The sequence below is a fragment of the Roseateles violae genome, assembly GCF_030410485.1.
GTDB classification, from domain to species: Bacteria; Pseudomonadota; Gammaproteobacteria; order Burkholderiales; family Burkholderiaceae_C; genus Roseateles_D; species Roseateles_D violae.
Genome location: NZ_JAUHHC010000004.1, coordinates 529345 through 541236, shown reverse-complemented (window position 1 = coordinate 541236; position 11892 = coordinate 529345). Strand labels below are relative to the sequence as shown.

11 protein-coding genes are annotated in these 11892 nt (G+C 68.0%); 8 read left to right on the top strand and 3 right to left on the bottom strand.

Annotated elements, in window-relative coordinates; all coding sequences use genetic code 11:
• From QWJ38_RS16905 to QWJ38_RS16880, 6 genes are read left to right on the top strand one after another with little or no spacing between them, the layout of a single operon-like run.
• Positions 1–942, top strand: a complete 942-nt coding sequence (locus tag QWJ38_RS16905) for a branched-chain amino acid ABC transporter permease (protein ID WP_290360273.1) — start codon at positions 1–3, stop codon at positions 940–942.
• Positions 935–1705, top strand: coding sequence for an ABC transporter ATP-binding protein (locus QWJ38_RS16900; protein WP_290360272.1), 771 nt, complete (start codon positions 935–937; stop codon positions 1703–1705). The genes QWJ38_RS16905 and QWJ38_RS16900 overlap by 8 nt, the downstream gene beginning before the upstream one ends.
• Before the next feature lie 5 nt (positions 1706–1710).
• Positions 1711–2421 carry an ABC transporter ATP-binding protein gene (locus QWJ38_RS16895; protein WP_290360418.1) on the top strand — a complete coding sequence of 237 codons (711 nt, stop codon included), beginning with the start codon at positions 1711–1713 and terminating at the stop codon, positions 2419–2421.
• Positions 2418–2843 carry an acyl-CoA thioesterase gene (locus QWJ38_RS16890; protein WP_290360271.1) on the top strand — a complete coding sequence of 142 codons (426 nt, stop codon included), beginning with the start codon at positions 2418–2420 and terminating at the stop codon, positions 2841–2843. Before QWJ38_RS16895 ends, QWJ38_RS16890 begins: the two co-directional genes overlap by 4 nt.
• Entirely contained in the window at positions 2840–3253 is a 414-nt protein-coding gene (locus QWJ38_RS16885; protein ID WP_290360270.1) for a RidA family protein, read from the top strand. Before QWJ38_RS16890 ends, QWJ38_RS16885 begins: the two co-directional genes overlap by 4 nt.
• A 37-nt stretch (positions 3254–3290) precedes the next feature.
• Positions 3291–4472 (top strand): acyl-CoA dehydrogenase, encoded by a 1182-nt coding sequence (locus QWJ38_RS16880; RefSeq protein ID WP_290360269.1) that lies wholly within the window; start codon positions 3291–3293, stop codon positions 4470–4472.
• Between the two features lie 7 nt (positions 4473–4479).
• Here the strand turns inward: QWJ38_RS16880 and QWJ38_RS16875 are convergent, their stop codons facing one another.
• The 3 genes from QWJ38_RS16875 to QWJ38_RS16865 form a co-directional block, all read right to left on the bottom strand.
• Positions 4480–4794 (bottom strand): DUF6172 family protein, encoded by a 315-nt coding sequence (locus QWJ38_RS16875; protein WP_290360268.1) that lies wholly within the window; start codon positions 4792–4794, stop codon positions 4480–4482.
• Between the two features lie 19 nt (positions 4795–4813).
• A complete protein-coding gene (locus tag QWJ38_RS16870) occupies positions 4814–5386 on the bottom strand; it encodes a diguanylate cyclase domain-containing protein (protein WP_290360267.1) in 573 nt (190 codons plus the stop codon).
• Between the two features lie 95 nt (positions 5387–5481).
• Positions 5482–7410 (bottom strand): glucokinase, encoded by a 1929-nt coding sequence (locus tag QWJ38_RS16865; RefSeq protein WP_290360266.1) that lies wholly within the window; start codon positions 7408–7410, stop codon positions 5482–5484.
• 414 nt (positions 7411–7824) lie between these two features.
• Between QWJ38_RS16865 and glk the strand changes: the two genes are divergently transcribed.
• Positions 7825–8814, top strand: a complete 990-nt coding sequence (glk, locus tag QWJ38_RS16860) for a glucokinase (protein WP_290360265.1) — start codon at positions 7825–7827, stop codon at positions 8812–8814.
• 306 nt (positions 8815–9120) lie between these two features.
• A complete protein-coding gene (locus tag QWJ38_RS16855) occupies positions 9121–11889 on the top strand; it encodes a TonB-dependent receptor (protein ID WP_290360264.1) in 2769 nt (922 codons plus the stop codon).
• Positions 11890–11892: the final 3 nt, after the last annotated feature.

The window sequence follows — 11892 nt, the reverse complement described above, 5'->3', positions numbered from 1 at the left end:
ATGAGGAGAACAAGCCTTCTTCATCACAAGGGCCTCGGCCGCTGGGCGATTCCGCTGCTGGCGCTGCTGGCCGCCATGCCGCCGCTCCTGAGCGCCTTCGGCATGGAGTTCTATGTCGGCGTGCTGAGCCGGGTGCTGATCTTCGCGATCGCCGCCAGCAGCCTGAACCTGATCCTCGGCTTCGGCGGCCTGGTCAGCTTCGGCCATGCGGCCTTCGTCGGCCTGGGCGCCTACACGGTCGGCATCCTGATGGACGCCGGCATCGCCTCGGCCTGGGTCGCCTGGCCGGCCGCCATGGCGGTGTCGGGTCTTGCGGCGGCGCTGATCGGGGCGGTCAGCCTGCGCACGCGCGGCGTCTACTTCATCATGATCACCCTGGCCTTCGCCCAGATGTTCTATTACCTGGTCGTGTCGCTGAAGGCCTATGGCGGCGAGGACGGGCTGCCGCTGCCGACCCGGGTGCTGAAGGACGATGCGCAGTTCTACTGGCTGGTGCTGGCGCTGACGGCAGCGGCGATGCTGTTCCTGCAGCGCCTGGTCAATTCGCCCTTCGGCCGCCTGCTGCAGGGCACGAAGGAGAACGAGCAGCGCATGGGCGCCGTCGGCGCCTCGGTCTTCGCGATCCAGTGGCAGGCCTTCGTCGTCGCCGGCGCGCTGGCCGGCCTGGCCGGCGCCCTGCTGGCAAACCTGAACGGCCTGGTCACGCCGCATATGCTGCACTGGTCGCAATCGGGCCAGCTGATGATCATGGTCATCATCGGCGGGGCCGGCGGGCTCTATGGCGGTGCGCTCGGCGCGGCCGTCTTGCTGCTGCTGGAGGAACTGCTGTCCGGCTACACCCTGCACTGGCAGATGGCGCTGGGCCTGCTGCTCTTGGCCGTCGTGTTGTTCGCGCCGCAGGGCCTGGGTGGCCTGATCAGAAAGAGGGCCCGTCATGGCTGATGAGCCCCTGCTGAAGGTCGAGAAACTGGTCAAGCGCTTCGGCGCGCTGGCGGTCACCGACGAGGCCTCGTTCGAGGTGCGCGGCGGCGAGATCCATGCGCTGATCGGCCCCAACGGCGCCGGCAAGACCACGCTGATCCACCAGATCTCGGGCGCCCTGCGCGCCGATGGCGGCCGCATCGTCTTCGACGGGCGCGAGCTGCGCGATGCCGGCATCGCCGCCCATGTGCGCGCCGGCCTCGTGCGTTCCTACCAGATCACCAGCATCTTCAGGCGCTATTCGGTGCTCGACAACCTGGCGCTGGCGCTGCAGGCGCGCCGCCCGGGCCGGCCGAGCTGGTGGCGCGCGGCCCTCGCCGACGAGGCGCTGTACGCCGAGGCCGAGGCGCTGCTGGCGCAGATCGGTCTGGCGGGGCAGGGCGGACGCATCGCCGGCAGTCTCGCCCATGGCGAGCAGCGCCAGCTGGAGGTCGGCCTGGCGCTGGCCGCCAGGCCGCGCCTGCTGCTGCTGGACGAGCCGATGGCCGGCATGGGGCCCGATGAGTCGGAGCGCATGGTCGAGCTGCTGCAGTCGCTGCGTCTGCAAGGCCTGACCCTCTTGCTGGTGGAGCACGATATGGACGCGGTGTTCCGCCTGGCCGACCGCATCTCCACCTTGGTCAGCGGCCGGGTGATCGCCAGCGGCACGGCGCAGCAGATCCGCGCGCATCCGGAGGTCGTCAAGGCCTATCTGGGCGATGAAGCGATGGAGGCCGCCCTGTGAGCGTCTTGCTGGAAGTGAGCGGCCTGCAGGCCGGCTACGGCGGCAGCCAGGTGCTGTTCGACCTCGATCTGACGGTACGGGCCGGCGAGGTCGTCACCCTGCTGGGCCGCAATGGCATGGGCAAGAGCACGACCTTGCGCTGCCTGAGCGGCTGGATGAGCCCCAGCGCCGGCCGCATCCGCTTCGCCGGCGAGGACGTCACCGGCTGGCCCGCCGACCGCATCGCGCGCCTGGGCCTGGCCATCGTGCCCGAGGGGCGGCAGGTGTTCCCGAACCTGACGGTGCTGGAACATCTGCAGGCCTTCGCGGCGAACCGCAGCGGCGCGGGGGCCGAGCGCTGGACGGTCGAGCGCCTGCTGGCCCTGTTCCCGCGGCTGAAGGAGCGCGGCGCGAACATGGGCAACCAGCTCTCCGGCGGCGAGCAGCAGATGCTGGCGATCGCCCGCGCGCTGGTGACCAACCCCAAGCTGATGATCCTCGACGAGGCGACCGAGGGCCTGGCGCCGCTGATCCGCGAGGAGATCTGGCGCTGCCTCGACGCCTTGCGCGCGGCCGGCCAGACGATTCTGGTCGTCGACAAATACGTGCGGCGGCTGATTCGCCTGGCCGATCGGCACAGCATCGTCGAGCGCGGCCGCGTCGTCTGGGCCGGCGACTCGGCGGCGCTGGCCGCCGACCCGGGCCTGTGGCAGCGCTACCTGGGGGTCGGCACATGAAGAACACCGCCTTCGAGCGCCGCGAGCTGGTGCGCTTCGGCCATTGCGACCCGGCGGGCATCGTCTTCTACCCGCGCTACTTCGAGATGCTCAATGCGCTGGTCGAGGACTGGTTCACCGACGGCCTGGGCATCGACTATGCGCAGCTGCTGGGCGCGCGCCGCACCGGCATGCCCAGCGTGCGGCTGGCGGCCGATTTCAGGCGCATCAGCCGCATGGGCGACTGGCTGAGCCAGCGCATCCGCATCGAGAAGCTGGGCCGCACATCGCTGGGCCTGGCGATCGCCTTCGAGTGCGAGGACGGCCTGCGCGTGGCCTTCGAGCAGGTGCTGGTCTGCACCTCGCTGGACACGCATGCGGCCCAGCCCTTTCCCGATGATTTGCGCGCCGCGCTGGAGCGGGCGCTAGGAGAGCAGGAATGACGACAGAAAAACAAGTCCTCCAACCGGCGGGATGGGCCGCGCCGCGCGGCTATGCGAACGGCGTCGCAGCGAGCGGCCGCCAGATCTTCGTCGCCGGCCAGATCGGCTGGAACGCGCATTGCGAGTTCGAGAGCGACGACTTCGTCGCCCAGCTGCGGCAGACCCTGGCCAATATCAAGGCGGTGCTCGCCGAGGCCGGTGCCGGCCCCGAGCACATCGTGCGCATGACCTGGTATCTGCTCGACAAACGCGAGTACGTGGCGCGCGGCCGCGAGGTCGGCGCCGCCTACCGCGAGATCCTGGGCCGGGAGTTCGGCATCGCGATGACGGCCGTGCAGGTCGCCGGTCTGATCGAGGACCGCGCCAAGGTCGAAATCGAGGTGACAGCGGTCGTGCCCGTCCAGGGCTAGCATTCAAGCAATATTCCACCCCATCAGAGACATCGATATGAGCAAGACCAAGGCTTCCTTCCACTGGGACGATCCGCTGCTGCTGGACCAGCAACTGAGCGAAGAGGAGCGCGCGGTGCGCGATGCCGCCCGCGCCTATTGCCAGGACAAGCTGGCGCCGCGGGTGCTGGAGGCCTTCCGGCACGAAAAGACCGACGCCAGCATCTTCCGCGAGATGGGCGAGCTGGGTCTGCTGGGCGCAACCATCCCCGAGCAATACGGCGGCGCCGGCCTGAACTATGTGTGCTACGGCCTGATCGCCCGCGAGGTCGAGCGGGTCGACTCCGGCTACCGCTCGATGATGAGCGTGCAGAGCTCGCTGGTAATGGTGCCGATCAACGAGTTCGGCAACGAGCAGACCAAGCGCAAATACCTGCCCAAGCTGGCCTCGGGCGAATGGATCGGCTGCTTCGGCCTGACCGAGCCCAACCACGGCTCGGACCCGGGCTCGATGATCACCCGGGCGAAAAAGGTCGACGGCGGCTATAGCTTGAGCGGCTCCAAGATGTGGATCACCAACAGCCCGATCGCCGACGTGTTCGTGGTCTGGGCCAAGGACGATGGCGGCCAGATCCGCGGCTTCGTGCTGGAGAAGGGCTGGAAGGGGCTGAGTGCCCCGGCCATCCACGGCAAGGTCGGCCTGCGCGCCTCGATCACCGGCGAGATCGTCATGGACGAGGTCTTCTGCCCGGAGGAGAACGCCTTCCCGGATGTGCGCGGTCTGAAGGGGCCGTTCACCTGCCTGAATTCGGCGCGCTACGGCATCGCCTGGGGCGCGCTCGGCGCCGCCGAGGACTGCTGGCACACCGCGCGCCAGTACACGCTGGACCGCAAGCAGTTCGGCAAGCCGCTGGCGGCCAACCAACTGGTGCAGAAGAAGCTGGCCGATATGCAGACCGAGATCACCCTGGGCCTGCAGGGCTGTCTGCGCCTGGGCCGGATGAAGGACGAGGGCACGGCCTCGGTCGAGATCACCTCGATCATGAAGCGCAACTCGTGCGGCAAGAGCCTGGACATCGCCCGCAGCGCGCGCGATATGTTGGGCGGCAACGGCATCTCGGACGAGTTCGGCATCGCCCGCCACCTGGTGAACCTGGAGGTGGTCAACACCTACGAGGGCACGCACGACATCCATGCGCTGATCCTCGGCCGGGCGATGACCGGCATCGCGGCCTTCTGATTCAGGCCTACTCGGCCTTGTCGTAGCTGACCACCGGGGTCTTGAGGACCCGCTGGCCCGGCCTGGCCAGCAGCTCGATGTAGAACTGCTCGGCGCCGCTGGCGGCGCTGGCATTGATCAGCTCGGTGATCGCGCCGACGCGGACCGCCTCGGCCGTCTCTTCGCTGGCGCCGAAGCGGCAATCGAAATCCCAGAAGTCCGCCCCCTTGGGCAGCGGCTTGCGGCGCTCGCGGGCCAGGTATTTGCGGATTTCGTGCTTGATCGCTTCCAGCAGGCGCTCGGGGTGCTTGCCGTCGATCTTCAGGTTGAAGGTCTTTTTCACGCCGCCATTATCGGCGGTCTCACTGGCTGGGCCAGCGGGCCGGATCGATGTCCAGCCGCGCATACCAGTCCGAGGGCAGGGAGCCGGCCCAGACCAGATTGTGGTGCGGGGTCAGGCGGCGCTTGGCAAAGGTCATGCGCATATCGGCCAGGGCCAAGAGGCTGGGCGCGGCCCAGTCCTGGCCGGCCGGGCTGGCGGCCACGCCTATGGTTGCGCTCAGCGGCGGCTGGCCGCCCAGCTGGGCCAGCGCGCTGGCAATGCGCTCGCGCAGGCGCTCGGCCAGCGCGGCGGCGGCTGCCAGGCTCAGATCCGGCAGCAGCATGACGAATTCATCGGCGCCCAGATAGGCCACGCGCGCGCCGCCCGGCTGGAGTTGCTGCAGCAGCATCGCCAACTGGGTCAGCACGGTCTCGGCCGCGCCGGGGCCCTGTGCATCCTGGTAGTCCTTGAAGTGGTCGAGGTCCAGGGTCAGCAGCGCCAGCGAATGGCCGCTGGCGCGCGCGGCCTGGGCCGCCGCCTCCAGCGCCTGCAGCATCGCGCGGCGGTCGAGCACGCCGGGCAGGGCCTGCAGATTGGCGTGGACGATGCTCATGGGCGCACTCCTGGTTGGCGGTGATGCCCCCATGCTAGTACAGCGCCGAGGGCGCCCCGCATGCTCCTATACCCGCGGTGCAGATCGCGCCGCGTTCAGCGGCTGTGCGAGGTCAGCCGGGCCAGCGGCGCGGCCAGGCTGACGCCCGGCGCGGCGCTGCGTGCGCCCTTGGCGGCCGGCGCCGGCGCGCCGCCTTCATCGAGCCGCTCCTCGACCTGACCGCCGAGCAGCGGCACGCCCTCCGGAGCGCGGCGCATCGCCACGCCGACGGCCAGGATGTCGATCACCAGCAGGTGCAGGATGCGGCTGATCATCGGCAGATGGGTGGACACGTCCTCCACATGGTCGACGATCAGCACCACATCGGCCTTGCGCGCCAGCGGGCTCTGGCTGGCCGTGATGGCCAGCACATAGGCGCCGCGCTCATGGGCCTTCTCGACCACCTCCAGGAGTTCGGGCAGGCGCCCGCTGCTGCTGATGACGACGGCCACGTCGCCGGGTTTCAGCACATTGGCGGCCAGCATCTGCAGGCGCGGATCGGTGTGCGCGCCGGCCGACATGCCGAAGCGCAGGAACTTGAACTGCGCATCCTGCGCGACGACGCCGTAATGGCCGGCCGCGTAGAACTCGATCCGCCCGGCGCCCAGCAGCAGATCGATCGCGCGGTCGGTCATCTCGCGGTTCAGCGCGCTGCGCACCTGCAGGATGGCCGAGGCGGTGTTGCCCAGCACCTTGGCGCCGAGCTCCAGCATCGAGTCGTCGCTCTTGACCTGGGTATGCGTGACCGGCACGGTGCCGGTCAGGCTGGAGGCCAGGCGCAGCTTGAAGTCCGAGAGGCCCTCGCAGCCCAGCGAGCGGCAGAAGCGGATCACTGTCGGCTGGCTGACCTGGGCGGCGCGCGCGATCTCGGCGATTGGGTCGTTGAGCACCGAGCGGGCATGGGCCAGCACATGGTCGGCGACACGCAACTCGGCCGGCGACAGGCCGGCGCGAGCGCGCCGGATCTGGCCCAGGATCGCGGTGCCCGGCGCGCTCTGCAGGCTGCTCAGTTGCGCCTCCAGGATCGCCGAGGCGCCCTTGAAGGTCGCGTGTTCGGCGGTGATGACGAAGGTCGGGATCGCGGCCAGATAGTCGCTGAAGCGGCCCTTGTCCTCGAAGCGGGAGCGGAAGGGCGAGCGGTCGAAATAGGCGCCCAGCCGCGGCACGATGCCGCCGCCGATATAGATGCCGCCCAGGGCACCCAGCGTCACGGCCAGATTGGCCGCGGCGGTGCCGAGCAGGCTGCAGAAGACCTCGAGCGTGTCCACGCAGACGGCATCGCTGCCCTCCAGCGCGCGCTGGGTGATCTCGGGCGCGGCCAGCGCCTGCGCCGCCTGGCCGGCATGCTCGGCCAGCGCGCGGTAGATCAGCTCGATGCCCGGGCCGGACAGCAGGCGCTCGAAGGACACATGCTCGAACTGCTGCCAGGCATGGCGCAGGATCACGATTTCGCGTTCGTCGCGCGGCGCGAAGCTGGTGTGGCCGCCCTCGGTGCCCAGGGCAATCCAGCCGTCGCCGGACGGGATCAGGCCCGACACGCCCAGGCCCGAACCCGAGCCCAGCAGGCCGATCACGCTGGGCCGGCGCGCCTGGCCGCCGCCGATCTGGCGCGCATCGCCGGGCGCCAGCTTGGGCAGGGCCATGGCCAGCGCGGTGAAGTCGTTGACGACGACCAGGGTGTCCAGGCCCAGGCGCTGGCGCATTTCCTCGATCGAGAACTGCCAGTGGTAATTGGTCATCCGCACCTGGTCGCCCTCGACCGGATTGGCGATGGCGATCGCCGCATGGGCGATCGCCTGACTGCCGATCTCCTCGGCCGACAGCGTGCCCAGATAGGCACTGACCGCGGCATGGAAGTCGGCATGTTCGGCGCAGCGCAGCGAGGCGATATGGCTGAACTCGCCGGGACTGGTTTCCAGCGCGAAACGCGCATAGGTGCCGCCGATGTCGGCAATCAGTCGGGGGCTGTCGAAGCTTGGCGTCATGGGCGGCAGATGATCAATGGCGCGTCATTATGGGGCTGCGGCGACGGCAGGCCGGCGCGGCCCGCGCCGACCCGGCTTGGGCGACTTGCGGACTGGCTGTTTTGTAGCTCGACTACATCTTCCTTGCAAGCATCTTTGGCGCCTGTTAACACGGACTACCAGGGAAAGTTCCAGGTGGAAAGCTTGCTATTGTGTTCACAATGTAGTTTTGCTACCTTTCGATTCGCTTCCGTTTTGTGAAGCAGCGGCCGGCGCTGTCCTCGGGGCGTGCCGGCGATCGGAAGAACGAACACCCAGCGCCGCCGGCACCGTGCCAGCAGCGCGCAGCGAGATTGATCCGACCGTGCAAGACGCGAATTTCTGTTGCGCCCCTGAACGGGCAATCCGGGCCGATGAGCGGCCGGCGGCCGCATCATGAGCGCCGGCTTTCCCTGGCTGGTGGCCGATATCGGCGGCAGCAATGCCCGCTTCGGTTGGGTGGCGGCGGCCGGCGCCGTCGTCGAGCATGTGCAGGTGCTGGCCGTCGCCGACCATGCGGGGCCGGCGGCCGCGGCGCGCGCCTATCTGGCCGCTCTGGCGCAGCGGCTCGGCGCCGCCTACGCCGCGCCGCATGGCGCGGCCTTTGCCGTCGCAACGGCGCTGGATGGTGGCGACCGGGTCGAGCTGACCAACGGGCACTGGAGCTTTTCGCGCGATGCGGTGCAAGGCGAGTTGGGACTGGACGTGCTGCTGGTGCTGAATGACTTCGAGGCGCTGGCGCTGTCGCTGCCGCGCCTGCATGGGCATCAGCTGCGCCGCTGGCCCGGCCCGGCGGAAGCCGCGCCCGATGCGGTGCTGGCCGTGATCGGCCCGGGCACGGGTCTCGGCGTGGCCGGCGTCGTGCGCGCCGCGCATGGCTGGTTGGCGCTGCCGGGCGAGGGCGGTCACGCGACGCTGGCGCCGGCGGACGCCTTCGAGAGCGAGTTGCTGAACCATGTGCGGCGCGATTACGAGCATGTCTCGGCCGAGCGCCTGCTGTCCGGCATCGGTCTGCCGCTGCTGCATCGCGCCGTCGTGGCCGTGCAGGGCGCGAGTGCCGAGCCGCTGAGCGCCGAGGCCATCGTCGAGCAGGGCCTGGCCGGCGTCGATCCGCTGGCCGTGCGCACCCTCGACGCGTTCTGCGCGCTGCTGGGTGGCTTTGCCGGCAATGTGGCCCTGACGCTGGGTGCGCGCGGCGGCGTCTATATCGGCGGTGGCATCGTGCCGCGGCTCGGCGAGCGTTTCTTTGCCTCGCGCTTTCGCGAGCGCTTCGAGGCCAAGGGGCGCTTCCGCGGCTATCTGCAGGCGATTCCGACCCTGCTGATCACCGACACGATGGCGGCGCTGGACGGGGCCGCTCAGGCCATCGAGCAGCATGGCGCCTAGAAATTTCGTTTTATGAAATGTAGTTCGACTACATGCAACAGTGTACCGACCGGGCGAATAGTGATTGAAAGCTAGGGATTCAAATAGAAAATCAGTAGTAACCCTGGGTTGTCTGCCGGTAACGGTGCGAAACAGGTGGTAGTAAAGCAACGTCTAGGGTTTACGTCGGCTCGCAGAATTATCTAGTTTTGATACAAACCGATGTAAGACCTTGGGTTCTTGAACCCTGTGTCGACGATGCCCGCTGTTTGGCGGGCCTCGTGTGCATAGCGGAATCTTTGTTCCAGTGAGCTTGAGGAGACAGATATGAATACGTCCAAAGAAAAGCGCGTGGCCCAGCCGCGTGAAACCCTGTTCAAGGTGAGTCCGGTAGCCGTCGGCTGCGGCCTCCTGATGCTGGTCGCCGGTGCGCAAGCGCAGCAGGCGGCGTCGACGCTGGAGACGGTCACCGTCACCGGCATTCGCAAAGGCATCGAAGAGGCGATCTCGGTCAAGAAGAACTCCGACTCCATCGTCGAGGCGATCTCGTCCGAAGACATCGGCAAGCTGCCCGATGTCTCGATCGCCGAGTCGCTGGCCCGTCTGCCCGGTCTGTCGGCGCAGCGCGTCGCCGGCCGTGCCCAGGTGATCAGCGTGCGCGGTCTGTCGCCCGACTTCGCGACCACGCTGCTGAACGGTCGCGAGATGGTTTCCACCGGCGACAACCGCAGCGTCGAGTTCGACCAGTACCCGTCCGAACTGCTCAGCGGCGTCGTCGTCTACAAGACGCCGGATGCCGGCCTGGTCGGCCAGGGCCTGTCCGGCACGCTGGACATGCAGACGATCCGCCCGCTGGCCTTCGGCAGCCGCGCGATCGTGCTGAACGCCCGGGGCTCGAAGACCTCGATGGGCGATGCGGCCAATGCCAAGGACACCGGCAACCGCTTCAGCGCCAGCTATGTGGACCAGTTCAACGGCAAGACCATCGGCGTTGCCCTCGGTTACGCCCACCTGGAGACCCCGGTGGCGGAAGAGCAGGTCGGCCTGTACGAGCCCTGGAAGGTCGAGGGCCGCCCCGGCGTGCCGGCCGGCACCTACATCACCGACGGCATCAAGGCCCTGCGCCGCACCGGCGTCTCCAAGCGCGATGGCTTCATCGGCACGGTCGAGTTCCGTCCCAGCGACAGCTGGACCAGCGTCGTCGACGGCTTCTTCACCAAGGCCGAGCAGGAGAACACGGCGAACCAGTTCGAGGTCCATATCGGCGGCTACAACGGCGGCTACAACCCGGGGCTGAACTTCACCGGCGTGACCGTCAATTCGAGCAACACGATGACCGGCGGCACCGCGCAGAACGTCTACCCGCTGGTTCGCGGCATGTACAACAAGCGCGAGGACGAGATCAAGGCTGCCGGCTGGAACAACAAGTTCCGCTTCAGCGACGACTTCACGCTGACGGCCGACCTGAACTACTCGCACGCCAAGCGCGACGAGCTGAGCCTGGAGAACAACACCCAGCTGGTGCCCAAGCCGCAGCTCGATTCGGTCAAGCTGGCCTTCAACGGCAACGGTTTCTCGCAGCTGACGCCGGGGCTGAGCTACTCCGATCCGAGCAAGCTGCTGCTGACCGGCACGATCTACGGCTCCGGCTACGGCAAGGTGCCCAGCGTCGAGGACGAACTGAAGGGCTTCAAGTTGGTTGGCAACTGGGCCACTCCCTTCGCCAAGGGGCTGTTCTCCGACATCGACGTGGGTCTGAACTACGCCGACCGCTCGAAGGAAAAGCACCAGCCCGAAGGCAATATCAATGTCGGCGCCCAGGGCGACACGGCGATCGCCTCCGATCTGCAGTACGGCCTGGTGGACCTGGGCTTCGCCGGCGTCGGCAAGATCCCGGCCTGGAACGTGCCCGGCGCCGTCGGCCGCTACATGACCTTCAACCCGAGCGAGACCTCGGCCGGCTACCTGATCGCCAAGGCCTGGACCGTCGAGGAGAAGACGACGACGCTGTTCGCCAAGGCCAATATCGACGCGCAGTGGGGCGGCGTGCCGGTGCGCGGCAATGTCGGCCTGCAGGGCGTGCGCGTCGAGCAGTCCTCGAACGCGAACTACTTCGACGGCACCAAGCCGGCCGGCGAGCAGGTCAGGCCGATCTCCGGTGGCAAGACCGACACCGAATGGCTGCCCAGCCTGAACCTGGCCTTCTCGCTCGGTAACGATCAGACGGTGCGTTTCGCCCTGGCCCGCCAGATGGCGCGTCCGCGCGTCGACGAGCTGCGTGCCGGCGTCGATTTCGGCATCGACACGGCCACCGGCAAGCCGGGCGCCAGCGGTGGCAACCCGGAGCTCGACCCCTGGCTGGCCAATGCGGTCGACCTGTCCTACGAGAAGTACTTCGGCAACAAGGCCTATGTGGCTGCGGCCGCCTTCTACAAGGACCTGAAGAGCTATATCTACACGCAGACCAACGGCAGCTACGACTTCTCGAAGTTCATCGCCGGCTATGCACCGCCGAACACCTGCAACGGCGGCAGCGGCGCCTGCCCGCCGGCCCAGACGACCGGCAACTTCACCGCCCCGTACAACGGCAAGGGCGGCAAGCTGCAGGGCATCGAGCTGGCGGCCTCGCTGCCGTTGAGCCTGTTCACGCCGGCACTGAGCGGCTTCGGCATCATGGCCAGCGCCAGCTTCACCGACAGCAATATCAAGATCAAGGCTCCCGACAGCGCCAGCAGCGTCGGCCCTGGCGAGATCGCGCTGCCGGGTCTGTCGGAGCGGGTCTACAACCTGACCGCCTATTACGAGCACAAGGGCTTCGAGGCGCGGATCAGCCAGCGCAAGCGTTCGGACTTCATCGGCGAGATCGGCAACTTCGACGGCAACCGCACGCTGCGCTATGTGGTCGGCGAGGATGTCACCGACCTGCAGATCGGCTACACCTTCAGCGACGGCTGGGCCAAGGGCCTGGGCCTGCTGTTCCAGGTCAACAACCTGGGCGATTCCGACTACCGGACCTATGCCGGCACGAAGGACCGCCCGCTGGAGTCGATCAAGTGGGGCCGCAGCTACCTGCTGGGCGCGAACTACAAGTTCTAAATC

Bases quoted from the DNA above. Each gene is read 5' to 3' on its own strand.
- QWJ38_RS16905 (WP_290360273.1), top strand. From the start codon at position 1: ATGAGGAGAACAAGCCTTCTTCATCACAAGGGCCTCGGCCGCTGGGCG.
- QWJ38_RS16900 (WP_290360272.1), top strand. From the start codon at position 935: ATGGCTGATGAGCCCCTGCTGAAGGTCGAGAAACTGGTCAAGCGCTTC.
- QWJ38_RS16890 (WP_290360271.1), top strand. From the start codon at position 2,418: ATGAAGAACACCGCCTTCGAGCGCCGCGAGCTGGTGCGCTTCGGCCAT.
- QWJ38_RS16885 (WP_290360270.1), top strand. From the start codon at position 2,840: ATGACGACAGAAAAACAAGTCCTCCAACCGGCGGGATGGGCCGCGCCG.
- QWJ38_RS16880 (WP_290360269.1), top strand. From the start codon at position 3,291: ATGAGCAAGACCAAGGCTTCCTTCCACTGGGACGATCCGCTGCTGCTG.
- QWJ38_RS16870 (WP_290360267.1), bottom strand. From the start codon at position 5,386: ATGAGCATCGTCCACGCCAATCTGCAGGCCCTGCCCGGCGTGCTCGAC.
- QWJ38_RS16865 (WP_290360266.1), bottom strand. From the start codon at position 7,410: ATGACGCCAAGCTTCGACAGCCCCCGACTGATTGCCGACATCGGCGGC.
- glk (WP_290360265.1), top strand. From the start codon at position 7,825: ATGAGCGCCGGCTTTCCCTGGCTGGTGGCCGATATCGGCGGCAGCAAT.
- QWJ38_RS16855 (WP_290360264.1), top strand. From the start codon at position 9,121: ATGAATACGTCCAAAGAAAAGCGCGTGGCCCAGCCGCGTGAAACCCTG.